Annotated in this window: 20 protein-coding genes; 10 read left to right on the top strand and 10 right to left on the bottom strand. The window is 59.6% G+C overall.

All coding sequences use genetic code 11. From position 1 onward, the window contains the following. Nucleotides 1-47 precede the first annotated feature (47 nt). Entirely contained in the window at nucleotides 48-572 is a 525-nt protein-coding gene (copI, locus tag JFU37_RS21015; RefSeq protein ID WP_201118174.1) for a copper-resistant cuproprotein CopI, read from the bottom strand. 154 nt (nucleotides 573-726) lie between these two features. On the opposite strand from copI, the gene JFU37_RS21020 reads away from it, so the two are divergent. After that, the gene (locus JFU37_RS21020; protein WP_201118176.1) at nucleotides 727-1,407 is read left to right on the top strand and encodes a heavy metal response regulator transcription factor; all 681 of its coding nucleotides are present in this window, start codon (nucleotides 727-729) and stop codon (nucleotides 1,405-1,407) included. Continuing rightward, nucleotides 1,407-2,756 carry a heavy metal sensor histidine kinase gene (locus JFU37_RS21025; protein WP_201118178.1) on the top strand — a complete coding sequence of 450 codons (1,350 nt, stop codon included), beginning with the start codon at nucleotides 1,407-1,409 and terminating at the stop codon, nucleotides 2,754-2,756. Before JFU37_RS21020 ends, JFU37_RS21025 begins: the two co-directional genes overlap by 1 nt. Nucleotides 2,757-2,863: 107 nt before the next feature. On the opposite strand, the gene JFU37_RS21030 is transcribed toward JFU37_RS21025, so the two are convergent. The 3 genes from JFU37_RS21030 to JFU37_RS21040 form a co-directional block, all read right to left on the bottom strand. After that, on the bottom strand, nucleotides 2,864-4,108 hold the full coding sequence (locus JFU37_RS21030; protein ID WP_201118180.1) for a lipoprotein-releasing ABC transporter permease subunit: 1,245 nt from the start codon (nucleotides 4,106-4,108) through the stop codon (nucleotides 2,864-2,866). Nucleotides 4,109-4,174: 66 nt separating this feature from the next. Beyond that, a complete protein-coding gene (lolD, locus tag JFU37_RS21035) occupies nucleotides 4,175-4,858 on the bottom strand; it encodes a lipoprotein-releasing ABC transporter ATP-binding protein LolD (protein WP_201118182.1) in 684 nt (227 codons plus the stop codon). A 7-nt stretch (nucleotides 4,859-4,865) separates the two neighbouring features. After that, nucleotides 4,866-6,116 (bottom strand): lipoprotein-releasing ABC transporter permease subunit, encoded by a 1,251-nt coding sequence (locus tag JFU37_RS21040; RefSeq protein WP_201118184.1) that lies wholly within the window; start codon nucleotides 6,114-6,116, stop codon nucleotides 4,866-4,868. A 94-nt stretch (nucleotides 6,117-6,210) separates the two neighbouring features. On the opposite strand from JFU37_RS21040, the gene JFU37_RS21045 reads away from it, so the two are divergent. Both JFU37_RS21045 and JFU37_RS21050 read left to right on the top strand, forming a co-directional pair. Next, entirely contained in the window at nucleotides 6,211-6,792 is a 582-nt protein-coding gene (locus tag JFU37_RS21045; protein WP_201118186.1) for a PilZ domain-containing protein, read from the top strand. Between the two features lie 14 nt (nucleotides 6,793-6,806). Beyond that, entirely contained in the window at nucleotides 6,807-7,529 is a 723-nt protein-coding gene (locus JFU37_RS21050) for a glycerophosphodiester phosphodiesterase family protein (protein ID WP_201118188.1), read from the top strand. 42 nt (nucleotides 7,530-7,571) lie between these two features. On the opposite strand, the gene sthA is transcribed toward JFU37_RS21050, so the two are convergent. Then, complete coding sequence (sthA, locus tag JFU37_RS21055; RefSeq protein WP_201118189.1) at nucleotides 7,572-8,966, bottom strand: Si-specific NAD(P)(+) transhydrogenase; 1,395 nt, start codon at nucleotides 8,964-8,966, stop codon at nucleotides 7,572-7,574. A 207-nt stretch (nucleotides 8,967-9,173) separates the two neighbouring features. After that, complete coding sequence (locus tag JFU37_RS21060; protein ID WP_201118190.1) at nucleotides 9,174-10,199, bottom strand: FAD:protein FMN transferase; 1,026 nt, start codon at nucleotides 10,197-10,199, stop codon at nucleotides 9,174-9,176. A 356-nt stretch (nucleotides 10,200-10,555) separates the two neighbouring features. Here JFU37_RS21060 and tcuC point away from each other — a divergent pair, with 356 nt between their 5' ends. Next, nucleotides 10,556-11,857, top strand: a complete 1,302-nt coding sequence (gene tcuC / locus JFU37_RS21065; RefSeq protein WP_201118191.1) for an MFS transporter — start codon at nucleotides 10,556-10,558, stop codon at nucleotides 11,855-11,857. Nucleotides 11,858-12,027: 170 nt separating this feature from the next. Here tcuC and JFU37_RS21070 read toward each other — a convergent pair whose 3' ends face one another. Then, complete coding sequence (locus JFU37_RS21070; protein WP_201118192.1) at nucleotides 12,028-13,491, bottom strand: glyceraldehyde-3-phosphate dehydrogenase; 1,464 nt, start codon at nucleotides 13,489-13,491, stop codon at nucleotides 12,028-12,030. Nucleotides 13,492-13,854: 363 nt separating this feature from the next. On the opposite strand from JFU37_RS21070, the gene mfd reads away from it, so the two are divergent. From mfd to JFU37_RS21085, 3 genes are read left to right on the top strand one after another with little or no spacing between them, the layout of a single operon-like run. Continuing rightward, on the top strand, nucleotides 13,855-17,304 hold the full coding sequence (gene mfd, locus JFU37_RS21075; RefSeq protein WP_201118193.1) for a transcription-repair coupling factor: 3,450 nt from the start codon (nucleotides 13,855-13,857) through the stop codon (nucleotides 17,302-17,304). Nucleotides 17,305-17,314: 10 nt separating this feature from the next. Further along, entirely contained in the window at nucleotides 17,315-17,881 is a 567-nt protein-coding gene (locus tag JFU37_RS21080) for a CsiV family protein (RefSeq protein ID WP_201118194.1), read from the top strand. Nucleotides 17,882-17,892: 11 nt separating this feature from the next. Beyond that, nucleotides 17,893-20,586: a DEAD/DEAH box helicase gene (locus JFU37_RS21085; protein ID WP_201118195.1), complete on the top strand. Its 2,694-nt coding sequence runs from the start codon at nucleotides 17,893-17,895 to the stop codon at nucleotides 20,584-20,586. A gap of 144 nt (nucleotides 20,587-20,730) precedes the next feature. On the opposite strand, the gene JFU37_RS21090 is transcribed toward JFU37_RS21085, so the two are convergent. The 3 genes from JFU37_RS21090 to JFU37_RS21100 form a co-directional block, all read right to left on the bottom strand. Then, nucleotides 20,731-21,468, bottom strand: a complete 738-nt coding sequence (locus JFU37_RS21090; RefSeq protein WP_201118197.1) for an S-methyl-5'-thioinosine phosphorylase — start codon at nucleotides 21,466-21,468, stop codon at nucleotides 20,731-20,733. 12 nt (nucleotides 21,469-21,480) lie between these two features. Further along, nucleotides 21,481-22,479 carry a beta-N-acetylhexosaminidase gene (gene nagZ, locus JFU37_RS21095; protein WP_201119490.1) on the bottom strand — a complete coding sequence of 333 codons (999 nt, stop codon included), beginning with the start codon at nucleotides 22,477-22,479 and terminating at the stop codon, nucleotides 21,481-21,483. A 170-nt stretch (nucleotides 22,480-22,649) separates the two neighbouring features. Beyond that, a complete protein-coding gene (locus JFU37_RS21100) occupies nucleotides 22,650-23,357 on the bottom strand; it encodes a TetR/AcrR family transcriptional regulator (RefSeq protein WP_201118199.1) in 708 nt (235 codons plus the stop codon). Nucleotides 23,358-23,586: 229 nt separating this feature from the next. Here JFU37_RS21100 and lexA point away from each other — a divergent pair, with 229 nt between their 5' ends. Together lexA and sulA are read left to right on the top strand one after the other, a co-directional pair. Beyond that, the gene (gene lexA, locus JFU37_RS21105; RefSeq protein WP_054054288.1) at nucleotides 23,587-24,195 is read left to right on the top strand and encodes a transcriptional repressor LexA; all 609 of its coding nucleotides are present in this window, start codon (nucleotides 23,587-23,589) and stop codon (nucleotides 24,193-24,195) included. Nucleotides 24,196-24,205: 10 nt separating this feature from the next. Further along, a complete protein-coding gene (gene sulA / locus JFU37_RS21110) occupies nucleotides 24,206-24,679 on the top strand; it encodes an SOS-induced cell division inhibitor SulA (RefSeq protein WP_201118201.1) in 474 nt (157 codons plus the stop codon). Nucleotides 24,680-24,728 lie beyond the last annotated feature (49 nt).

Below are 24,728 nucleotides of genomic sequence, written 5' to 3' on the forward strand. Positions count from 1 at the left end.
TGAAGAATCAGCGGATTCTACCAGCCTTTGCTCCCACCTTTGAGTGCTTACTGACTGACAGTCAACTTCCCGACCATGCCGGCCTGGTAATGACCAGGAATATTGCAGGCAAATTCCAGGTTGGTGGCTTTGGTAAAGGTCCAGGTCAACTCTGCAGTTTTCCCCGGTTCTACGAGGACGCTATTCGGGTCGTCGTGCTTCATCATTCCATGGTCCATGCCGGCCATGGAGCCGTGATCCATTCCCTTTATGCCGGTAGGCGTGAGCATGCCGCTCTGCTGCATCTTCAGCATTTCCTGCTGATGTCTTGCATGCATCGCCGCGTCCCCGAGGTTGAACTCGTGGAGCAATTGACCTTTATTCACCAGCACAAAACGAACCGTCTCACCGGCCTTGATATCGATGGCCTTAGGCGTAAACGACATATCGCGCATCACCACTTCAACGCTGCGGGTCGCATTGGCCGCCGGGGCCGGTTGACCGAAATCATAGGTAGGCGCCGGCGATGCCCATACCGGCGAACTCAGTGCCAGCAAACATGCCGTCAGCATCAGAGGTTTGCGCAAAAACATAGTCGTACTCCAACAAGATAAGGTTCAGCCTGTGGAAAACTCTAAACTGCCACCACTGCCCGCAACCTGACTGCCAGATTACAACTTTGTCAGGTTGGCCTGCACCCGCGCTGCCCACGGTATAAAGCGTTCGTTCCATTTGCCCGAGTTGTCCATGAAACTGCTGATCGTCGAAGACCAACCGAAAACCGGCCATTACCTGCGCCAGGGCCTGACCGAGGCCGGTTTCAACACCGAACTCGTGGCCGACGGCAGCACCGGCCAGCAGCTGGCGTTGAGCGGTGATTACGCGCTGTTGATCCTCGATGTGATGTTGCCCGGCCGCGATGGCTGGCAGATTCTGCAAGCGGTGCGGGGTGCTGGCCTCGACACGCCGGTTCTGTTTCTGACCGCGCGAGACGCGGTGGAGGACAGGGTTCACGGCCTCGAACTGGGCGCCGACGATTACCTGGTCAAGCCGTTCGCCTTTTCCGAACTGCTGGCCCGGGTCCGCAGCTTGTTGCGGCGCGGCAGCGCCACGCCGCAGGAAACCAGTCTGCAACTGGCCGATCTTCGGCTGGATTTGATCCGTCGCCGGGTTGAACGCGGCGGTCAGCGCATTGACCTGACGGCCAAGGAGTTCGCCCTGCTGGAAATGCTCCTGCGCCGTCAGGGCGAAGTCTTGCCCAAGTCGCTGATCGCCTCTCAGGTGTGGGACATGAATTTCGACAGTGACACCAATGTCATCGAAGTCGCGATCCGCCGTCTGCGCCTGAAGATCGACGATGAGTTTCCCAACAAGTTGATCCACACCGTACGCGGCATGGGTTACGTCCTTGAAGAGCGCCCCGCCTGATGCGCCGACTTTCGTTAAGCAGTCGTCTGGCACTGCTGTTTGCCGCATGCACGGCCGTGGTTTCGTTGTTCGCCGGGGTGTTGTTCAGTCGCGCCAGTGAGGCGCATTTCATCGAACTCGATCAGCAATTGCTGGACGGCAAGCTGATTGGTTTGCGCCGGGCGCTGCATGACATTCAGTCGAGTGAAAGCGAATTCAAACTGGCCGACGAATTGAGCCGACAGGCTGATCTGTCCCTGCGGATCACTGGCAGCGATGGTCAGCGCTGGTATGACAGCGCCGCGCGCCTGCCCGATAAGCTCCCGCAAACACCGGGCTTATCGACCCTGAACGACGGCGACACCGACTACCGGGTCCTGAATGCGCCGCTGTTTGTCGACAAGCCTGATTCACCGCAACTGACCCTGCTGCTGGACATCACGCATCACCAGCACTTTCTGCAACGCATGCAGCACTTGATCTGGCTGACGGTGGGTTTGTCAGCCCTGGCCACCGCCCTGCTCGGTGCCTGGGCAGCGCGCAGCGGGCTGCGTCCATTGCGGCGCATGAGCGCGGTCGCCAGCGGCGTTTCGGCGCAATCGCTCAACGCACGCCTGCCCGAAGAAAACATGCCGCCAGAGCTCGCGGAAATGGCTCACAGCTTCAACGCCATGCTCGGGCGCCTCGACGACTCTTTTCAACGACTCTCGGCCTTCTCCGCCGACATCGCCCATGAACTGCGCACGCCACTGTCGAACCTGTTGACCCACACCCAGGTCACCCTCACCCGCCCACGGCCCATCGAGGATTACCGCGAAGCGCTGCACAGCAACCTCGAAGAACTGCAGTGGATGGCGCAATTGGTCAACGACATGTTGTACCTGGCCAAAGCTGACCATGGGTTGCTGATGCCCAAGCGCGAACCGTTGGAGTTGGCGGAAGAAGCGGATCTGCTGCTGGAGTTTTTTGCGCCGCTGGCCGAGGACGCTCGGGTGACGTTGAGCCGCGAAGGACAGGCGCACATGGAGGGCGACCGCAGCATGTTGCGCCGGGCGCTTTCGAATTTGCTGGATAACGCTCTGCGGTTTACGCCGGTCGAGGGTGAAGTTCGGGTGCGGATTGTCGATCAGCCTAAAGGGTTGAGTCTGACGGTAGAGAACAGCGGAAATGGCATTGACGGGGCGTTGCTGCCGCGTTTGTTTGATCGCTTCTACCGGGCGGATCCGTCGCGACAGGAAGGCAGCAGTGAGCACGCGGGGTTGGGTTTGGCGATTACCCAGTCGATCATCCGCGCCCATGGCGGGCAGATTCGTTGTGAATCGAATGATGGGTGGACCAGGTTTGTAATCGAGCTACCAAGGGAAAATTGAGGCCCGCTCCCTGTAGGAGCTGCCGAAGGCTGCGATCTTTTGATCTTGCCCTTTAAAAATCAAAAGATCGCAGCCTTCGGCAGCTCCTACAGGGGCGGAGTCAGGACTTACGAATACCGCAACGCGTAAGCCGGCTCGATCTTCGCCGCCCGCCACGCCGGGTAAACCGTCGCCAGGAAGCTCAACACAAACCCTGCCGAGCAAATCAACAGCACATCCCCACCTTGCAACTCCGACGGCAAGTTACTGACGAAATACACGTCAGAACTGAAGATGTGCTGCCCGCTCACCCGCTCTATCCATCCCACCATTTCACTGACGTTCAGCGCCGCAATCACGCCCAGCACGCCACCGATCAAGGTCCCGACAATCCCGATCACCGTGCCCTGCACCATGAAGATCGCCATGATCTGCCGCGGTGTCGCGCCAATGGTCCGCAGGATCGCGATGTCCGCGCCCTTGTCGTTCACGACCATGATCAGGGTTGCGATGATGTTGAACGCCGCCACCGCGACGATCATCAGCAACAGCAGGCCGATCATGGTTTTTTCCATTTTCATCGCACTGAACAGACTGCCCTGGGTGTGGGTCCAGTCGTCAGCCTTGTAAGCGGTGCCCAGCCCGCCCGCGATATCGCTGGAGACCTTCGGCGCAGCGTACAAATCCTTCACCGCCAAGCGCACGCTCTGCACCTGATTCGGCTGCCAGTGCTGCATCTGCGCGGCATCGGCGACGTGGATCAGCGCCATGGAGCCGTCCAGCTCAGCGCCCACCTTGAACACGCCAACAACGTTCAGTCGCTGCATGCGCGGGGTAATGCCCCCCGGTGCATTGCTGACCTCCGGCACGATCAGGGTGATTTTGTCGCCGACATTCAAACGGAAGCGCCGCGCCGTGATCTCGCCGACCACCACGCCAAACTCGCCCGGCTTCAAGGCATCGAGACGGCCCTGAACAATGTGTTGAGCAACGATCGACACCTTGCCCTCCAGCGCAGGATCGACACCGCTGACCTGGATCGGCTGCATCGTGCCTTTATAGGAGAGCATGCCTTCCATCTCGGTGAACGGCACTGCAGCCGTCACTTCGGGATTTTTCATCGCGGCGGCGGCGACGGGCTGCCAATCGTCGATCGGATTCACACCGACGATGGTCGCGTGCGGCACCATGCCGAGGATGCGCGAGCTCATTTCGCGCTGAAAGCCGTTCATGACCGACAACACCACAATCATCGAAAGCACGCCGAGGGCGAGGCCGATCATCGACGTCATCGAGATGAAGGAGACAAAGCGATTGCGGCGCTTGGCGCGGGTATAGCGCATGCCGATAAAGATCGATAACGGTCTGAACATTCGCTGGGGCACCGTATAAAAATAAAAGACCCGACGCACTGTTCAGTGCCGCCGGGTTTCGGCCAATCAGATGGGGGTCAGGCAACCTTCCTGCAAATGCAGGACGCGATCCATCTGGCGGGCCAGGTTCATGTCGTGAGTCACCACCAGGAACGCCGTGCGCATCGAGGTGCTGAGTTCCAGCATCAAATCCTGAATGCCCTGGGCGGTGTGGGAGTCGAGGTTGCCGGTCGGCTCGTCGAGCATTACCAGGCCTGGCTTGTTCACCAGCGCACGGGCGATCGCCACACGCTGGCGTTCGCCACCGGACAATTCGGCCGGTTTGTGTTCCAGACGATGACCCAGCCCTACCCGCTCCAGCAACGCCGTCGCACGCTGACGGGCGTCCGGGATTGCGGTTTTACCGATCAGCAGCGGCATGCAGACGTTTTCAAGCGCGGTGAATTCCGGCAGCAAGTGGTGGAACTGGTACACGAACCCGAGGGAACGGTTACGCAGCAGACCACGCGCCTTTTCGTTCAACGCCGACAGTTCTTCACCGGCCAGCCAGACACTGCCCTTGGTCGGCGTATCGAGACCGCCGAGCAGGTTGAGCAAGGTACTTTTGCCCGAACCCGACGTCCCGACAATCGCCACGCGCTCGCCTGGGTGCAGCTCCAGTTGCAGACCGGCCAGCACTTCGACCGACTCCGGGCCTTCCTCGTAGGATTTGCCCAGGTTGCGGCAGCTCAAGATTGCTTTATCACTCATGCCCGACTCACTCATAACGTAACGCCTCCGCAGGCTGGGTGCGTGCAGCACGCCAGGCTGGATACAGGGTGGCGAGGAAACTCAGGACCAACGCGGCAGCGCAGACCATCAACACATCCTGGCTCTGCACTTGCGACGGCAGGTAATCGATGAAATACACGTCGGCGTTGAGGAATTTGTGCCCGATCAGGCCTTCGAGGACCGAGATCGCGGCGCTGACGTTCAACGCAGCGAAAATCCCGACCACGGCGCCGATCAGCGTTCCGACCACACCGATGACGGTGCCCTGCACCATGAAGATCGCCATGATCGACCCCGGTGTAGCGCCGAGTGTGCGCAAAATCGCGATATCGCCCTTCTTGTCGTTCACCACCATCACCAGCGTGGAAATGATGTTGAACGCCGCAACGGCGACGATCAGCAGCAACAGCAAACCGATCATGGCTTTTTCCATGCGGATCGCCTGATACAGATTGCCGTGGGTGCGGGTCCAGTCGCGAGCGTAATAATGATCTTCGCCGAGCTGCTGGGCGATGGTCCACGCGGTGCGCGGCGCCTGGAACAGGTCGTCGAACTTCAAGCGGATGCCCTGCACCTGATCCGGTTTCCAGCGGTGCAGCTTCGCCAGATCCTGCAGATTGGTGACGCCCAGGTAGCCATCGAGCTCACCGGCGCCGACATGGAAAATGCCGACCACGGTAAAGCGCTTCATCCGCGGGAACATCCCGGCGGGGGTCACCGTGACTTCCGGCGCGACAAATGTCAGCTTGTCGCCGATGGCCGCGCCGAGCTTGGCCGCCGCCTTGTCGCCGATGACGATGCCGAAACTGCCGGGCGTCAGGTCGTCGAGTTTGCCCTGCTGCATGAAGTTATCAATGATCGAGACCTGCCGTTCCAGCGCAGGGTCCACGGCATTGAGCAGGACTTTGGAGACTTTGCCATTGTTGGTCAGCAAACCCTGCATCTGAGTGAATGGCGCAACGGCCGTCACCTGCGGGTTCTGCTTGACCTTGGCGGCCAGGCTTTGCCAGTCGCTGATCGGTTCACCGGACTCGATGGTTGCGTGGGGCACCATGCCCAGCACGCGGGTGCGCATCTCATGATCGAAGCCGTTCATCACCGACAGCACCACAATCATCACGACGACGCCAAGGGCGAGTCCGATCATCGATGTCAGGGAAATGAACGACACAAAATGATTGCGACGCTTTGCACGGGTATAACGCGTGCCAATAAATACGAAGAGAGGTCTGAACATGTCGGGGCTTGTTCGGAGGGAAAAGGAACGTCCTTGTGGCGGGGGTCGATAACCAGCTTTACACTCAGACCACCGCCGCTACCATGGGTTCGCCATGTCGACATTAGATGAAGAAGATCGCCGCGAATACTACCGTATCGAGGATTCGATCGCACTGGAAATTCGGCCCCTGTCTGCGCCCGAAGCGGCTGGCCAGGAAGTGTTACAGGATGCTTCCCCGCTCTTCAACTTGCTCAGCGAGCTTCACCTGAGTGAATTCGAGTCGCAACACCTGCTGCGCCAGATCAGTGAGCGCGACCGGAACCTCGCCGCGTTCCTGAAATCCCAGAATAAACGTATCGACTTGCTGAGTCAGGTGATCGCAATCACCGTGCTCGGGCAAATCGGCGAGCCGCAGCCGGTGATCATCTCCGAAGGCGGCATCGAATTTCAGCACCCGACGCCCATCGCCGCCGGTGCGCACCTGTCGGTCAAGCTGGTGCTGATGCCACAAGCGCTGGGCCTGCTGTTGCGGGCCAAGGTCACCCACTGCGACCGCAAGGGCGACGGTTATGACATCGGCACCGAGTTTGAATACCCGACTGATGCCCAGCGCCAACTGTTGGCTCGCTACATTTTGCAGAAGCAGGCCCAGGAACGACGCCTGGCCCGCGAACAAAACGAATCAGGCATTTAATTTAAGGAAGAACCGTGACCCTCATCTACGGCCATCGCGGCGCCAAGGGCGAAGCACCGGAAAACACGCTGACCAGTTTTCAGCAATGTCTCAAACACGGCGTGCGCCGCTGCGAACTGGACCTGCACCTGTCCATGGACGGCGAGTTGATGGTCATTCACGACCCGACCCTCAAGCGCACCACCGACCGTCGCGGCAAGGTGGTTGAGCATACGGCCGCCGAGCTGGTGACCTATGACGCGCGCAAGGGCGGCCCGGGCTGGATAAAACCCTGCCCGATTCCTACGCTGGAAGCGCTGTTCGAGCAATGCGATTTCGAGCACTGGCAACTGGAAGTCAAAAGTGCGTCACGCACCCGTGCCGCGACGACGGTGCTGGCCATTCGCGAAATGGCACAACGGCATGGCTTGCTGGACAAGGTGACGATCACCTCGAGCTCACGCGAAGTATTGAAAGCCGCGCTGGACCTGGTGCCGGACGTGTCTCGTGGACTGGTGGCCGAATACGCCTGGCTCGACCCATTGAAGGTCGCCCAAAGCTATGGCTGTGAGATTCTGGCGCTGAACTGGACGCTGTGTACCCCGGAACGCCTGCAGAAGGCGCAACGTCAGGGGCTGCATGTGTCGGTATGGACAGTCAACGAGCCCGCGCTGATGCGCAGACTCGCCGACTTCGGCGTTGACAGCCTGATTACAGACTTTCCCGGTTTGGCCACTGCCACGCTCGAGAATTGCTGAAATCGGTCTCCCCGGCCGGCTCAGGCCACCGGCCGGAGCCGCTCAAAAAAGCCGGTTGAGGCCATCGTACGCCGCTACCCGATAGGCTTCGGCCATGGTCGGGTAGTTGAACGTCGTGTTGACGAAGTACTTCAGCGTGTTCAATTCGCCCGGCTGGCTCATGATCGCCTGACCGATGTGCACGATCTCCGACGCCTGATAACCGAAGCAGTGAACGCCCAGCACTTCCAGCGTCTCGCGGTGGAACAGGATCTTCAGCATGCCCTGAGGTTCGCCGGCGATTTGCGCCCGCGCCATGCTCTTGAAGAACGCCTTGCCCACTTCGTACGGCACTTTGGCGTGAGTCAGTTCCTGCTCGTTCTTGCCGATCGAGCTGATCTCCGGAATGGTGTAGATGCCGGTCGGCACGTCATTCACAAAGCGCCAGCTGTTGTTATCGACGATGCTGCCAGCGGCCGAGCGGCCCTGGTCGTGAGCAGCACTGGCCAGGCTCGGCCAGCCGATCACGTCACCGGCACCGTAAATGTTCGGAACGCAGGTGCGGTAGGCCTCGTCGACTTCGATCTGGCCACGGCTGTTGACCTTCACGCCGATGTTTTCCAGACCCAGCTGATCGGTGTTACCGGTACGGCCGTTGCACCAGAGCAAGGCGTCGGCCTTGATTTTCTTGCCGGACTTCAGGTGCAGGATCACACCGTTGTCCACGCCTTCGACGCGGTCATAGTCTTCGTTGTGGCGAACCGTGATGTTGTTGTTGCTGAAGTGGTAGCTCAGCGCCTGGGAAATCTCCGAGTCGAGGAAGCTCAGCAACTGACCGCGGTTATCCACCAGTTCAACCAGTACACCCAGACCACTGAAGATCGACGCGTACTCGCAACCGATCACGCCGGCGCCGTAAACGATGAGTTTGCGCGGGGTGTGGCCGAGGCTGAGGATGGTGTCGCTATCGTAGATACGCGGGTGGTGGAAATCGATGTCCGCCGGACGATAAGGACGCGAGCCGGTGGCGATGATGATGTGCTTGGCCACCAGTTTTTCGACCACGCCGTTGGCGCAGACCACTTCGATGGTTTGCTCGTCGGCGAAGCTGCCGGTACCGAAGAACACGTCGACGCGGTTACGGGCGTAGTAGCCGGTGCGCGAAGCGACTTGTTTGGAGATGACTTTTTCTGCGCTTTTCAGCACGTCAGGGAACGAGAACCAGCGTGGCTCACCAATGGCCCGGAACATCGGGTTGGTGTTGAACTGCATGATCTGCCGGACCGAGTGACGCAACGCCTTGGACGGGATGGTGCCCAGGTGGGTGCAGTTGCCGCCGACCTGGCGACGGCTATCGACCATCGCGACCTTGCGCCCTGCTTTGGCGGCGTTCATTGCCGCGCCTTCTCCCGCCGGGCCGGAACCCAGCACCACCACGTCGTAGTTGTAGACAGCCATGCGTACTCCTCAGAACAGGCCGCGGCGCCCTCGGCACCTGCGGCTAAATCACGCCGATCTGCGGCGTGAAGGAACAATTTGGGGCCAGTGCAGAACCCGGACACAGTCTATAGAAGCGTCAACGCCGCGCACATTAACCCTTGGTCGCGTCGTAGGCTAGTTTTGCCTGCACTACAACGCCATTCTTCAATGTGCGAATCGCCGTAATCATTCGGTTTTGCCGCCACTGAGGCGTTCAAAAGCCTGATTGGTTCGTGTGACGAAACCTGTATCGGCACGCATCACAAAAAATGCACCGATGTCGTGTTTTTGTGCGTAGTCCCAACCGCGCTCCGGGCCGAGAATCAACAGCAGCGTCGATAAGCCATCGGCCATCAGGGTTGAAGGATTAATCACCGTGACGGAGGCCAGGGCGTGGGTGATTGGTGCGCCGGTGCGCGCGTCGAAGGTGTGGGAGTAGCGCTGACCGCCCTGTTCGAAATAATTACGGTAATCGCCGGAGGTGGATACGCCGTAGCCGTCGACCGCGATGACGCGTTCTGCGACTTGCTGATCGTCGCGGGGTTCTTCCAGGGCAATGCGCCAGGGTGAGCCGTCGAGTTTCTTGCCCGCAGCCTTGAGTTCGCCGGTGGCTTCGGCGAGGTAGTTGTGGATCCCCATCGCCTCGAGTTTTGCGGCAATCGTGTCGACCGTGTAGCCGGCAGCGATGCTGTTGAAATCGACTGCGACGGCGGCGTCCTTGCAGAGTTGATCGCCGTCGATGTGCAGGTGCGCGTGACCCACTCGCTGCATCGCCTCGGCCAGGACTTCGGCGCTCGGGACTTTTTCTACTCGGGCCTGCGGACCGAAACCCCAGAGGTTCATCAGCGGTTCAACCGTCAGATCGTAGGAGCCGTCGCTTTCCTGCGACAGTTGTTCACCGACTCGGACCAATTCGAGGATCGGTGCAGACATTGTCTGACAGCGGTTGGCGGGCAGATCATTGAAGCGCTCGATGTCCGAGTCGCTGCGGTAGGTGGACATTTGCCGATCGACGTCGGCCAGGATTTTTTCGACTTCGACTTGCACCTCTTTCGGGCCGGGTAACCCGGCATCGCGCAGGTATTTGATCGAATAAGTGCTGCCCATGGTCGGGCCGCCGAAGCTCTCCATGGAATCGCCGTTGCCGCAGCCGGATAGCGTGATGATCAAAGTCACAAGACTGCACAGCCGCCAATTCAACAAATCCTGCATCCCCTGAAGAATCCCCTGACACAACGCCAAGGCCAGCCATTATGCATCACCCCCTGTAGGAGCTGCCGAAGGCTGCGATCTTTTGATCTTGCTCTTTAAGATCAAAAGATCGCAGCCTTCGGCAGCTCCTACAGGGGGTCTGCATTGTTCACAGGCCGTAATTCGCTCCAGTCCGCGATTCATGCCGCGTAATGGCTATATCGTTTAAGCAGCAAGCTAACTAGTTGTTGCCTATCCAACTCCACACACATATTGTTACAAAGCTGTTCGCCGACGGAGCCTGTCCCTATGGGCGACGGCGAGGACGCGTCTAGACCAAGGATTTCCAACAAGACAACCAAAAGTGAGTACGTCAAATGTCCTCGAATACGGGCAAAGGCAAAGCAATTTTTCGCGTTGTCAGCGGTAACTTTCTCGAGATGTTCGACTTTATGGTCTACGGCTTTTACGCCACGGCCATTGCCAAAACCTTCTTTCCTGCCGACAGCGCTTTCGCTTCCCTGATGTTGTCGCTGGCCACCTTCGGTGCCGGCTTCCTCATGCGCCCGCTGGGGGCGATTTTTCTCGGTGCCTACATCGACCGCCATGGCCGCCGCAAAGGCTTGATCATCACTCTCGCCTTGATGGCTGCCGGTACCGTGCTGATCGCCTGCGTACCGGGTTACGCCACATTGGGCGTGGCCGCGCCACTGATCGTGCTGTTCGGCCGATTGCTGCAAGGTTTCTCGGCTGGCGTGGAACTGGGCGGTGTGTCGGTGTACCTGGCCGAAATCTCCACACCGGGCCGTAAAGGTTTCTTTGTCAGTTGGCAGTCCGCCAGCCAGCAAGCGGCGGTGGTTTTCGCCGGACTGCTCGGCGTGGGCTTGAACCATTGGCTGAGCCCGGAACAAATGGGCGATTGGGGCTGGCGCGTGCCGTTCCTGATCGGCTGCATGATCGTGCCGGTGATCTTCGTCATTCGTCACTCACTGGAAGAAACGCCGGAATTCCAGGCGCGCAAATTCCGCCCTACCCTGAAGGACATCATCCGTTCGATCAGTCAGAACTTCGGCATCGTCATTGCCGGCATGGCTTTGGTGGTGATGACCACGGTGTCGTTCTACCTGATCACCGCCTACACCCCGACATTCGGTAAAGCCGAACTGCATCTGTCGGACATGGACGCGCTGCTGGTCACGGTGTGCATCGGCCTGTCGAACTTCTTCTGGCTGCCGGTGATGGGTTCTGTGTCCGACAAGATCGGACGTAAACCCCTACTGCTGGCGGCGACCATTCTGGCGATCCTCACCGCCTACCCTGCACTGGCGTGGCTGGTAGCCAACCCCAGCTTCAGCCATTTGCTGATCGTCGAGTTGTGGCTGTCGTTCCTGTATGGCTCGTACAACGGCGCCATGGTGGTGGCACTGACCGAGATCATGCCGGTGGAAGTGCGTACGACCGGTTTCTCTTTGGCCTACAGCCTGGCCACGGCGACCTTCGGCGGGTTTACGCCGGCGGCGTGTACGTACCTGATCCATGTGCTGGACAACAAGGCGGCGCCGGGGATCTGGCTCAGTGGCGCGGCGGTACTGGGGTTAATCGCGACACTGGTATTGTTCCGTGGCAACCGGCACGAACTGCGCACTGCGCAGGCCGCGGTGGTCGGCGGCACCCGATAGATCGCCTTCGCGGGCAAGCCCGCTCCCACAGGGTTTGGTGGTACCCCCTGTGGGAGCGAGCTTGCTCGCGATGAGGCCCGCATAAACAACACATCTGCAACTGACCAAACCCCACAAACAAAAACGCCCCGACCAAAGTCGGGGCGTTTTCATGTGCAGCTAACTAACGCTTAGCGCGGGAACGCTGGCGGGTTTACACCGGCCATGTCTTCCATCACGCGAACAACCTGGCAGCTGTAGCCGAATTCGTTGTCGTACCAAACGTACAGAACAACACGGTTGTCTTGGCTAATGGTCGCTTCAGCATCGACAACACCGGCGTGACGCGAGCCAACGAAGTCGGTGGAAACCACTTCCTGCGAGTTGACGTAGTCGATTTGCTTATGCAGATCGGAGTGCAGCGCCATGTAGCGCAGGTACTCGTTCATCTCTTCACGGGTAGCGGCTTTCTCAAGGTTCAGGTTGAGAATGGCCATCGACACGTTTGGCGTCGGAACGCGGATCGCGTTACCGGTCAGTTTGCCGGCCAGCTCAGGCAGCGCCTTGGCAGCAGCAGTGGCAGCACCGGTCTCGGTGATCACCATGTTCAACGCGGCGCTACGGCCACGGCGATCGCCTTTGTGGAAGTTGTCGATCAGGTTCTGGTCGTTGGTGTACGAGTGAACCGTTTCAACGTGACCGTTGATGATGCCGAACTTGTCGTTGACTGCTTTCAGCACCGGCACGATGGCGTTGGTGGTGCAGGAAGCGGCGGAAACGATCTTGTCATCCGCGGTGATTTCACCGTGGTTGATGCCGTGAACGATGTTCTTCAGCTTGCCTTTGCCAGGCGCGGTCAGAACAACGCGGTCGATACCCGGGCAAGCCAGGTGTTGACCCAGGCCATCGGCGTCACGCCATACACCGGTGTTATCCACCAGCAGCGCGTTTTTGATGCCGTACTGTGTGTAGTCCACTTCAGTAGGGTTTTTCGCGTAGATAACCTGAATCAGGTTGCCGTTGGCGGTGATGGTGTTGTTGGCTTCATCAATGGTGATGGTGCCATCGAACGGACCATGAACCGAGTCACGACGCAGCAGACTGGCACGTTTGACCAGATCGTTCTCGGCGCCCTTGCGGACAACGATGGCGCGCAGACGCAGGCCGTCGCCACCACCGGTTTTCTCGATCAGGATGCGCGCCAGCAGACGGCCGATACGGCCAAAGCCGTACAGAACAACGTCAGTGCCTTTGCGAGCGGAAGCGTTCTGCTGGCCAACCACATCAGCCAGCTCTTCACGGACGAACTGCTCGGCCGTGCGGCCATTGCCTTCGGCCTTGAATTTGACCGCCAGCTTGCCCAGGTCTACCGAAGCGGCGCCGAGCTTGAGCTCGCTCATCGCCTTGAGCAGCGGGAATGTTTCGTGGACGGACAGTTCGCTGTCATCGGATTGGCGATGGCGAGCAAAGCGGTGAGCTTTGAGAATCGCAATGACTGAACGATTGATCAGGCTGCGGCCATAGATCGAGCTCACCACGTTGTTATTGCGGTAGAGCTGACCGATAAGCGGAATCATCGCTTCTGCGAGTGCTTCACGGTCGATCCATTCACCAAGACACTGGTCGGGCTTCTGAGTCACGGGAACCTTCCACATGTAGGGGCAGAAAAAAGGGGCTACATTATGCCGCCGAGTGCTTCCCGTAGCAATGCGCGCCTGTCGTGCCATCGGTAACAAAATCTCGTTCAAAAAAATTACGCTGCGCTCAAGCCCAATAAAACCGGGGCTTTCAGCACCGTCAGTTTTTTGGAGACAACGCTATCTTGTCCGTAACCCTCCGTAACACTCGCTCGTTTTGCCACTACATATTCAGTAATTCCCGGTCAAAAACCGCCGGTTTTTGTCTTTACCACTACATTTCGTCCAACCTGCGTAATAGACACAGTCTGCAACTGACAGGCGGCACCCGGGCCCGCTACAATTACCGACTTTGTCGCAACGCTTGGAGCTCAACCTTCCGTGCCCGTTCTGCGTCTACCGCTTCTCCCTGCCGCGGCAGGTAAACAGCACTGGGGCAATCTGCCCGGTGCCGCCCTGAGCCTGGCCATCGCCGAGGCCGCCAGCGCTGCCAAGCGCTTTACCCTGCTGCTGACCGCCGACAGCCAAAGCGCTGAACGGCTGGAACAGGAGCTGAGTTTCTTCGCCCCGGATTTGCCGGTGCTGCATTTCCCGGACTGGGAAACCTTGCCGTACGACCTGTTTTCGCCGCACCAGGACATCATTTCTCAGCGCATCTCGGCCCTTTATCGGTTGCCGGAGCTCAGTCATGGTGTGTTGGTGGTGCCGATTACCACGGCCCTGCATCGCCTGGCGCCGACTAAATTCCTGCTCGGCAGCAGCCTCGTGCTGGACGTCGGCCAGAAACTCGATGTCGAGCAAATGCGCACCCGGCTTGAAGCCAGCGGCTATCGCTACGTCGATACGGTTTACGAGCACGGCGAATTCACCGTACGCGGCTCGCTGATCGATCTATTCCCGATGGGCAGCAAGTTGCCCTTCCGGATCGACCTGTTTGACGACGAAATCGAGACCCTTCGTACATTCGATCCGGAAAACCAGCGCTCCATCGACAAAGTGGACACTGTCCGCCTGCTGCCCGCGCGTGAATTTCCGCTGCAAAAAGATGCGGTGACCCGCTTCAAGGCGCGTTTCCGCGAGCGTTTCGATGTCGACTTCCGTCGTTGCCCGATCTTTCAGGATTTGAGCAGCGGGATTACACCGGCCGGTATCGAATACTACCTGCCGCTGTTCTTCGATGAGACCTCCACGCTGTTCGATTACCTGCCCCAGGACACGCAAGTGTTTTCCCTGCCCGGCATCGAACAGGCGGCGGAGAATTTCTGGAACGACGTGCGCAATCGTTATGAAGAACGCCGCGTCGATCCGGCCCGTCCTTTATTGCCACCCGCCGAGTTGTTCCTGCCGGTGGAAGACTGCTTCGCTCGCCTGAAGAACTGGCCACGGGTGGTTGCCAGTCAACAGGACGTGGAAACCGGTGTCGGTCGCGAGCGCTTCCCGGCACGGGAGCTGCCAAACCTGGCCATCGAAGCCAAGGCCACTCAGCCATTGGCGGCGCTGGCCGGCTTCCTCGACGAGTTTCCCGGTCGCGTGCTGTTTACCGCCGAGTCTGCGGGCCGTCGTGAAGTGCTGCTGGAATTACTCGAACGCCTGAAGCTGCGACCGAAAACCGTCGACAGCTGGCCAGACTTCGTCGCGAGCAAGGAGCGCCTGGCAATCACCATCGCCCCGCTCGACGAAGGCCTGGTGCTCGACGACCCGGCCCTGGCGCTGGTGGCCGAAAGTCCGTTGTTCGGTCAGCGGGTGATGCAGCGCCGGCGCCGCGAAAAACGCGCCGACGCCAACAACGATGCTGTCATCAAGAACCTCACCGAACTGCGCGAAGGCGCGCCGGTGGTGCACATCGATCACGGTGTCGGGCGTTATCTCGGCCTGACGATTCTGGAGATCGATAGTCAGGCCGCCGAATTCCTGACCCTCGAATACGCTGAAAACGCCAAGCTCTACGTGCCGGTGGCCAACCTGCATTTGATCGCCCGTTACACCGGCAGCGATGATGCTCTGGCCCCGCTGCACCGCCTCGGTTCCGAGACCTGGCAAAAAGCCAAACGCAAAGCCGCCGAACAAGTGCGCGATGTGGCCGCCGAGTTGCTCGACATCTATGCCCGTCGCGCCGCCCGCGAGGGTTATGCCTTTGCCGACCCGAAAGCCGATTACGCCACCTTCAGCGCCGGTTTCCCGTTCGAAGAAACCCCGGACCAGCAAACCACCATCGAAGCGGTACGCGCCGACATGCTCGCACCGAAACCGATGGACCGACTGGTCTGCGGCGACGTCGGCTTCGGCAAGACCGAAGTGGCGATGCGCGCGGCGTTCATTGCCGTGCATGGAGGTCGTCAGGTGGCCATTCTGGTGCCGACCACCCTGCTCGCCCAGCAGCACTACAACAGTTTCCGCGATCGTTTCGCCGACTGGCCGGTAACCGTGGAAGTGATGAGCCGGTTCAAGTCGACCAAGGAAGTCAACGCTGCGGTCGCGGACCTCGCCGAAGGCAAGATCGACATCGTCATCGGCACGCACAAGCTGTTGCAGGACGACGTGAAGATCAAAAACCTCGGGCTGGTGATCATCGACGAAGAGCACCGTTTTGGTGTCCGTCAGAAGGAACAGCTCAAGGCTCTGCGCAGCGAAGTCGACATCCTGACCCTGACCGCGACGCCGATTCCGCGCACGCTGAACATGGCGGTGTCGGGCATGCGCGACCTGTCGATCATTGCCACACCGCCGGCTCGTCGGTTGTCGGTGCGGACCTTCGTCATGGAACAAAACAAAAGCACGGTCAAAGAGGCCCTGCTTCGTGAGTTGCTCCGTGGTGGCCAGGTCTATTACCTGCACAACGATGTGAAGACCATCGAGAAATGCGCCGCCGACCTCGCCGAACTGGTGCCCGAGGCGCGGATCGGCATCGGCCACGGGCAGATGCGCGAACGTGATCTCGAACAGGTAATGAGCGACTTCTACCACAAGCGCTTCAACGTGCTGATCGCCTCGACCATCATCGAGACCGGCATCGACGTGCCGAGCGCCAACACCATCATCATTGAGCGCGCCGACAAATTCGGCCTGGCGCAACTGCACCAGTTGCGCGGCCGTGTCGGTCGCAGTCACCACCAGGCCTACGCTTACCTGCTGACGCCGCCGCGCCAGCAAATTACACCGGATGCGGAAAAGCGTCTGGAAGCGATCGCCAACACCCAGGACCTTGGCGCGGGCTTCGTGCTTGCCACCAACGATCTGGAAATCCGTGGCGCCGGCGAATTGCTCGGTGACGGACAGAGCGGACAAATCCAGGCGGTCGGTTTCACGCTCTATATGGAGATGCTCGAGCGCGCGGTGAAGTCGATCCGCAAGGGCGAACAACCGAACCTCGACCAGCCGCTGGGCGGTGGTCCGGAAGTCAATCTGCGCGTACCGGCGTTGATTCCCGAAGACTATCTGCCGGACGTTCATGCTCGACTGATTCTCTACAAACGCATTGCCTCGGCCACCGATGAGGAAGGCCTCAAGGACCTGCAAGTGGAGATGATCGACCGTTTCGGCCTGCTGCCGGAGCCGACCAAGAACCTGATGCGCATCACTGCGCTGAAATTGCAGGCCGAGCTACTGGGCATCAAGAAGGTCGATGGCGGCCCGCAAGGGGGGCGAATCGAGTTCGCGACGCAAACCCCGGTCGACCCGTTGACGCTGATCAAGCTGATCCAGAGCCAACCCAAACGCTACAAATTCGAAGGCGCCACAATGTTTAAATTCCAGGTGCCGATGGAGCGTTCGGAAGAGCGCTTTAATACTGTAGAGGCGCTGTTCGAGCGCCTCATTCCGAAAACTGCTTGAAGGACGCCGCATGCGCCTGTTTCGCTCGCTGACCTTGTTGATCACCCTGGTCGCACCCTCGGTGTTTGCCGATGATCTGTATCAGGTTGAAATGATCCTGGTCCGCCAAAATGCCGTGCCCGCCATCGTCAGCCGCGCCGCACCGGAAGACTGGGCCGTCGGTGCGCAGCACATCGACCCCAACAGCCTGCGCACACCAAGCCTGAATGGCGAAGTGGAAAAACTCACCGCCAGCGCCGACTACACGGTGTTGCTGCATAAGGCCTGGCAACAGACCCTCGGTGAAGCCGCCAGCAAAGTCGCGATCAGCGAGGGCAAAGAGCAATACGGCCAATTTCCGATCGAGGGCACCTTGAACCTGAAACTGGGACGCTTCACTGACGTCGACGCCGATTTCTGGGTCAACCGGTTCGACGCCAGCGGCGTGGTCACTGCCAGTGAACACCTGAAGCAGGAAAGCCACACCAAGAACGGCCAGCTGAACTTCCTCGACAATGGCCACTTGGCCCTGCTGATCAAGATCACTTCGCTGACCGTCCCTGCGCCTCGGACAGTCCCCGATGAAATCCCGGACTGATTGAAGTCCTTATGCCCCCCTCCCTGAGCAAACCCCTGGCACCTTCCTGGGTCAGCCGATTCAAGGAACAGAGCCTGGAGCGTGGCCGCCGCTACGCGATGGAGAACCGCGTCAGGATCGTCGAGGCCGGCGACGCCACCATCATTGCTGCCTGCGAAGGCTCTGGCGGTAACGTTTACCGTCAGACCATTCGCCTGCGCGAGTCAGCCAAAGCCACCTTGCTGATGGTCGATGCCAGCTGCACTTGCCCGGTCCATAGCAACTGCAAGCATTGCGCGGCAGTGCTGCTAAAAGTTCAGGAAACCCTGGCTTATCCCGCCGCCGCCCAAGACGCCGAGCTGCTGGAAAAGCTGCAGGCCGTGCTGGAAAACCGTAGCCCCAAGGCGCCGCCGCAAGTGCTGGTGGATAACGTGCAACCGGTGCCGCGTCTGTGGCTGGCGAGTATCGAGTTCAGCGCCTTCGAACCACGCAACGGCAAGATGCAACGCTACATCCAGCATCGCGCGGCGCTGTCCTTCAGCTATCTGGATGAATACGTTTCCGGGCAGAAGAACACCGACATCCTGATCCGTCAGGAAACCCAGACGCTGCGGATAAAACGTCATCCGGAAGTCGAACAGGCCTACAGGGAACAGCTGCGAATTCTCGGTTTCAAAATCGCCACCCGGCAAAGCAAAGCCTTGCCGGAAAGTGCCGGCGAGCTGTTCGAGATGGTCAATGACAGCGCCTGGCTGACCTTTACCCTCAATGAGCTGCCGAAACTGCGCACCCAAGGCTGGGAGCTGCAGATCGACGAGGAATTCGGTTTCGACCTGACCGCCGTGGATGACTGGTACGCCACGGTCGAACAGGCTCCGGAGCGCGACTGGTTTGACCTGGAGCTGGGGATCATCGTCAACGGCGAGCGGCTGAGTCTATTGCCGATCCTGTTGAACCTGATGCGCTCCCACACCGAAATCCTCAACCCGGAGCGCCTCGCCCGACGCCGCGACGATGAGTTGATCCTGGTGAACATCCCCAACCGCCCGAACTCCGAGTACGGCCCCTTACAGGTCGCCCTGCCCTTCGGCCGTTTGAAACCGGTGCTGGCGACCCTCGGTGAGTTCTATCTGCAAGGGCCCGGCGAAACCACGTTGCGCCTGAGCAAGGCCGACGCCACGCGCCTGAACCCGCTGGAAGGTATGCCGCTGCTTTGGGAAGGTGGCGAACAGATCCGCACCTTGGCTCAGCGCCTGCGGGACATCAAGGACGTCACCGCAACCGCACCGGAAGGCTTGAACGCCACGTTGCGTCCGTATCAGCTGGAAGGCCTGAGCTGGATGCAGTCGTTGCGACAACTGGAAGTCGGCGGGATCCTCGCGGACGACATGGGCCTGGGCAAAACCCTACAAACTCTGGCGCATATTCTCAGCGAGAAGATCGCCGGACGCCTCGATCGGCCGTGCATGGTGGTGATGCCCACCAGCCTGATCCCCAATTGGCTGGATGAAGCGGCGCATTTCACACCGCAACTCAACGTGTTGGCGCTGTACGGTGCCACTCGCAAAAAACACTTCGATAATCTGGCTGATTACGACCTGATCCTGACCACCTATGCGCTGCTGCCCAAAGACGTCGAACGTCTGGCTGCACAGCCGTTGCATGTGCTGGTTCTGGATGAAGCGCAGTACATCAAGAACCCCAACAGCAAGGCTGCCCAGGCCGCCCGCGAGCTGAATGCCCGCCAACGCCTGTGCCTGAGTGGTACGCCGCTGGAAAACCACCTGGGAGAGCTCTGGTCGCTGTTTCATTTCCTGCTGCCCGGCTGGCTCGGCGATGTGAAAAGCTTCAATCGCGATTACCGTGTCCCCATCGAAAAGCGCGCCAGCGAAGTCAGACTTCAGCACCTCAACGGTCGGATAAAACCCTTCCTGTTGCGTCGCACCAAAGAACAAGTGGCCACCGAACTGCCGCCGAAAACCGAGATCATCCATTGGGTCGAACTCAATGAAGCTCAACGCGACGTGTACGAAACCATGCGCCTGGCCATGGACAAGAAAGTCCGCGACGAGATCACCCGCAAGGGCGTGGCCCGCAGCCAGATCATCATTCTTGAGGCGTTGCTGAAACTGCGCCAGGTGTGCTGCGATTTGCGCCTGGTCAACGAGGCGGTGCTGCCGACTCGCGGCAGCACGTCGGGCAAGCTCGATAGCCTGATGGAAATGCTGGATGAATTGTTCGAAGAGGGCCGGCGAATTCTGCTGTTTTCGCAGTTCACTTCAATGCTCGCGTTGATTGAGGTCGAGCTGACGAAACGCGGCGTTGAATATGCGTTGTTGACCGGACAAACCCGCGATCGACGCGCGCCGGTAAAAGACTTCCAGAGCGGCAAGCGCCAGATCTTCCTGATCAGTTTGAAGGCGGGTGGTGTTGGGTTGAACCTGACTGAAGCGGACACCGTGATTCACTACGATCCGTGGTGGAACCCGGCGACGGAAAACCAGGCAACCGACCGTGCGTATCGCATTGGCCAGGAAAAACCGGTGTTCGTCTACAAGATGATTGCCCGCGGCACGGTGGAAGAGAAGATTCAGCACCTGCAAAAGGAAAAGTCCGACCTGGCGGCCGGCGTGCTGGATGGACGCAAGACCGGGGACTGGAAGTTGCAGAGTGATGATATTGAGGCGTTGTTTGCGCCGTTACCGGATAAGTTGGAGAAGCGCTGAGGTACTCGGTGCCTAATAGATCGCCTTCGCGAGCAAGCCCGCTCCCACACTCGATCTGTGTTACCCAATGATAATGGGGCCAACATAAAACTAATGTGGGAGCGGGCTTGCTCGCGAATGGATCAACTCGGTGTACGGGAATACTCAGCCAGCCAACACCCGCGCCAACGTCGACTTCACCTTCCCCATCCCGTCATGCAATGCCTGCTCGATCTCGGCCATGGTAATCACCGCCGTCGACTTGCCCGCCGCCGGGTTCACCACCAGTGCCAGGCAGGCGTAATCCAGTTCCAGCTCGCGCGCCAATGCCGCTTCCGGCATCCCGGTCATGCCAACGATGTCGCAACCGTCACGCTCCAGTCGCGCGATTTCAGCAACGGTTTCCAGTCGTGGGCCTTGTGTGCAGGCATACACGCCATGACTGCTGTAGCCCACGCCTTCAGCCGCCAACGCCGCGATCAATTGCTGACGCAGGGGCTCGCTGTAGGGATAGCTAAAGTCGATGTGAGTGACTTGCTCCAGGTTATCGGCGAAAAAAGTGTGGTCGCGACCGCTGGTGTAGTCGATCAGCTGGTGTGGCACGCAGAAATGCCCGGTACCCATCGCGGCATGAATCCCACCCACCGCGTTGACCGCCAGAATCGCTTCGGCACCGGCCTGTTTCAGCGCCCAGAGGTTGGCGCGGTAATTCACTTGATGCGGCGGGAAACGATGCGGGTGACCGTGACGCGCCAGGAACAGCACTTCCTTGCCGGCGTACTCACCGATCTGCACCTCGGCCGACGGCGCACCGTAGGGCGTGTCTACCACCAACGACTGACGAATGCTGAGGCCTTCGAGTTGAGTCAGGCCGGTGCCACCGATAATCGCGTAAACCGTCATAACGAAAAGTCCTTATTCAATCAGTTGAGCTTCTTTGAGTGCGCCGATAGCTGTGAGCCAGCGCGGGTCCTGACGGTACTCAGTGCTGGCGTACGACCGGCCGCGCATCCGCGCAATGCGCTCGGACGGTTTCACCTTCAGGCGCTGGGCAGCGCTCAGGGCCAACTCCGCCGCCGCGCGATCGTTGCACACCAGGCCCATGTCGCAACCGGCCGTCAGCGCCGCTTCGATTCGGCTGGCGGCATCGCCAACCACGTGGGCACCGGCCATGGACAGGTCGTCGCTGAAAATCACGCCGTCGAACTGCAACTCGCCGCGCAAGATGTCCTGCAACCAGCGACGAGAGAACCCGGCTGGTTGGGAGTCGACCTGTGGATAAATGACATGGGCAGGCATGACGGCAGCCAGTTGCTTGCTCAGTCGGGCGAACGGCACCAGGTCGTTGGCGCGGATTTCGTCGAGGCTGCGTTCGTCAGTCGGGATCGCGACGTGCGAATCCGCCTCGGCCCAGCCGTGACCCGGGAAGTGCTTGCCGGTGGCGGCCATGCCAGCGCTGTTCATGCCGCGGACAAAGGCACCGGCCAGCAACGCTGCGCGCTCGGGGTCACCTTCGAAGGAGCGCGTGCCGACCACCGCGCTGCGCTGGTAATCCAGATCCAGCACCGGAGCGAAACTCAGGTCGAGACCGACGGCCAGCACCTCTGTCGCCATGATCCAGCCGCACTGCTCGGCCAGGTAGTCGGCATTCGGGTTGTCGGCGATGGCGCGCATGGCGGGCAGCCGTACGAAGCCCTGCCGCAGACGCTGAACCCGGCCTCCCTCCTGATCCACCGCCAACAGCAGATCAGGACGGATGGCACGGATCGCGGCGCTCAACTCACGCACCTGGCGTGGATGTTCGATGTTGCGGGCAAAAATGATCAGGCCACCCACTTCGGGCTGACGCAACAATTGGCGATCTTCAGCCGTCAGCCAGGTACCGGCGACGTCCACCATCAACGAGCCTTGCAGGCCAGCAGTCATAGAGATTCCTTGATAACGATAAACCCGGCTCGCATGCGTTCGCTGCCAAGGGCTGTGCCCGGCAGGTCGGCGCTATAAATGGGGAGCGGGTTCAGAACGAGAGTCGGCATGGGCGGCTAGCTTAGCGGATGTAAGCTGTCGCGCCCACCCGTGTGCGGTTAAACCTTGGCGGCGATCGGGGTCGATTTGCTGCGCGGACGCAACTGCGCGGTGGCCATGGCCATATCGGTGACGCCGGTTTCGGCACGCATGCCAGCGGCCAGGAACGGCACCATCAGTCGCATCACTTGCTCGATGGACGTATTAACACCGAAATCGGTCTCGGCAATCGCGCGCAAGGCCTTGATACCGGACATGCTGAACGCTGCGGCACCCAGCATGAAATGCACGCGCCAGAACAGTTCGATCGGCGGAATACGCGGTGCGGCTTCATTGACGAGCATCATGTAGCGGCGGAACACCTTGCCGTACATGTCTTCCAGATAACGACGCAAGTGGCCCTGGCTCTGACTGAAGGCCAGCCCGAGCAAACGCATGAAAATGGACAGGTCATTACCGCTGCGTGGCTGCACCACCAGGGCTTGTTCGACGAGGATTTCCAGCAGCTCTTCAAGTGTCGGTTTGTTCTCAGGCTTGGCCTGGCGCCGCTCCAGCTCTTTATCGAGACTGAGGCAAAACGGCCCGAGAAAGCGCGAGAAGACTGCCTGAATCAGCGCCTTCTTCGATCCGAAGTGATAGTTCACCGCCGCCAGATTGACACCGGCCTTGCTGGTGATCAGACGCAACGAGGTTTCAGCGAAACCTTTTTCCGCGAACAACTGCTCGGCAGCATCAAGAATACGTTCAACGGTTTCCGACTGGGCCATGGCTACTCCGCCTGACAAACACTTGTTTGAAACATACGTTTCAGCCTTGGCCTTGTCAAGCCTGGCGGTTCGTTTTGGGAATGGTCGGTCAGCTATTTAACCATACATCGGCGAAGCGTAAATCAGCAGGCTGATCGACCGTCCGGCGGCATGCAAAAAAAGGGGCATTGCCAAGACGCTTTCACTGTATATAATCCCAGTCACTGTATAAAAAGACAGAGCGATCAATATGCTAAAGCTGACGCCACGCCAAGCAGAGATTCTGGCCTTCATCAAACGCTGCCTAGAAGACAACGGCTACCCGCCGACCCGGGCGGAAATCGCTCAAGAGCTGGGTTTCAAGTCGCCCAACGCGGCGGAAGAACACCTCAAGGCGCTGGCCCGCAAGGGGGCGATCGAAATGACGCCCGGTGCTTCCCGCGGAATTCGCATTCCCGGCTTTGAAGCCAAGGCCGACGAATCCACCCTGCCGATCATTGGCCGAGTGGCCGCCGGTGCGCCAATTCTCGCCCAGCAGCACATCGAAGAGTCCTGCAACATCAACCCGACCTTCTTCCATCCTCGCGCCGATTATCTGCTGCGGGTTCATGGCATGAGCATGAAGGACGTGGGCATCTTTGACGGCGACCTGCTGGCAGTCCACACCACCCGAGAAGCCCGCAACGGCCAAATCGTGGTGGCGCGAATCGGTGATGAAGTGACCGTCAAGCGCTTCAAGCGCGATGGCAGCAAAGTCTGGTTGATTGCCGAAAACCCGGAATTCGCCCCTATCGAAGTGAACCTGAAAGATCAGGAACTGGTGATCGAAGGCTTGAGTGTCGGCGTCATTCGCCGCTAAAGGAGGCTTTATGCAGTTCCCACACACACCACAGCAAGCCCAACTGCCCTTGTTCGAGGCGTTTATGGCGCAGCCGTTGGCGCCTATCCTGAAAGACGTGATCGAGTCTCCCTGGAGCGCCGAACCTGAAGTTTTCAGTGAACTGTCACTGCGTGGTGCGACCGGGAACTGCCTGAACCTTCTGGCACCGATCCTCAGGGAATTGAGCCAGGATCAGGATGCGCGCTGGCTGACATTGATCGCCCCGCCTGCCAGCCTGACCCAGGCGTGGCTGCGGGACGCCGGCCTGAACCGCGAAGGCATCCTGCTGTTGCAACCGCGCGGCACCCAAAGCGCCCAGCAATTGACTTGCGAAGCCTTGCGCCTGGGCCGCAGTCATACAGTCGTCAGCTGGCTCAATCCACTGAGCACAACTTCACGGCAACAGTTGATCAGCGCCGCCCGCATCGGGGACGCACAAAGCTTGAATATTCGACTGGGTTAACTGATACACAATGCGCGCCTGGAACAGCGCGGGGCTTCTCCAAGGATAG

The sequence above is a fragment of the Pseudomonas sp. TH41 genome, assembly GCF_016650695.1.
GTDB lineage: Bacteria > Pseudomonadota > Gammaproteobacteria > Pseudomonadales > Pseudomonadaceae > Aquipseudomonas.

Bases quoted from the DNA above. Each gene is read 5' to 3' on its own strand.
- JFU37_RS21060 (WP_201118190.1), bottom strand. From the start codon at position 10,199: ATGCAGGATTTGTTGAATTGGCGGCTGTGCAGTCTTGTGACTTTGATC.
- JFU37_RS21030 (WP_201118180.1), bottom strand. From the start codon at position 4,108: ATGTTCAGACCGTTATCGATCTTTATCGGCATGCGCTATACCCGCGCC.
- tcuC (WP_201118191.1), top strand. From the start codon at position 10,556: ATGTCCTCGAATACGGGCAAAGGCAAAGCAATTTTTCGCGTTGTCAGC.
- JFU37_RS21045 (WP_201118186.1), top strand. From the start codon at position 6,211: ATGTCGACATTAGATGAAGAAGATCGCCGCGAATACTACCGTATCGAG.
- sulA (WP_201118201.1), top strand. From the start codon at position 24,206: ATGCAGTTCCCACACACACCACAGCAAGCCCAACTGCCCTTGTTCGAG.
- JFU37_RS21085 (WP_201118195.1), top strand. From the start codon at position 17,893: ATGCCCCCCTCCCTGAGCAAACCCCTGGCACCTTCCTGGGTCAGCCGA.
- JFU37_RS21100 (WP_201118199.1), bottom strand. From the start codon at position 23,357: ATGGCCCAGTCGGAAACCGTTGAACGTATTCTTGATGCTGCCGAGCAG.
- JFU37_RS21040 (WP_201118184.1), bottom strand. From the start codon at position 6,116: ATGTTCAGACCTCTCTTCGTATTTATTGGCACGCGTTATACCCGTGCA.
- JFU37_RS21080 (WP_201118194.1), top strand. From the start codon at position 17,315: ATGCGCCTGTTTCGCTCGCTGACCTTGTTGATCACCCTGGTCGCACCC.
- JFU37_RS21025 (WP_201118178.1), top strand. From the start codon at position 1,407: ATGCGCCGACTTTCGTTAAGCAGTCGTCTGGCACTGCTGTTTGCCGCA.
- copI (WP_201118174.1), bottom strand. From the start codon at position 572: ATGTTTTTGCGCAAACCTCTGATGCTGACGGCATGTTTGCTGGCACTG.
- lexA (WP_054054288.1), top strand. From the start codon at position 23,587: ATGCTAAAGCTGACGCCACGCCAAGCAGAGATTCTGGCCTTCATCAAA.
- JFU37_RS21020 (WP_201118176.1), top strand. From the start codon at position 727: ATGAAACTGCTGATCGTCGAAGACCAACCGAAAACCGGCCATTACCTG.
- JFU37_RS21070 (WP_201118192.1), bottom strand. From the start codon at position 13,491: ATGTGGAAGGTTCCCGTGACTCAGAAGCCCGACCAGTGTCTTGGTGAA.
- sthA (WP_201118189.1), bottom strand. From the start codon at position 8,966: ATGGCTGTCTACAACTACGACGTGGTGGTGCTGGGTTCCGGCCCGGCG.
- JFU37_RS21090 (WP_201118197.1), bottom strand. From the start codon at position 21,468: ATGACGGTTTACGCGATTATCGGTGGCACCGGCCTGACTCAACTCGAA.
- lolD (WP_201118182.1), bottom strand. From the start codon at position 4,858: ATGAGTGATAAAGCAATCTTGAGCTGCCGCAACCTGGGCAAATCCTAC.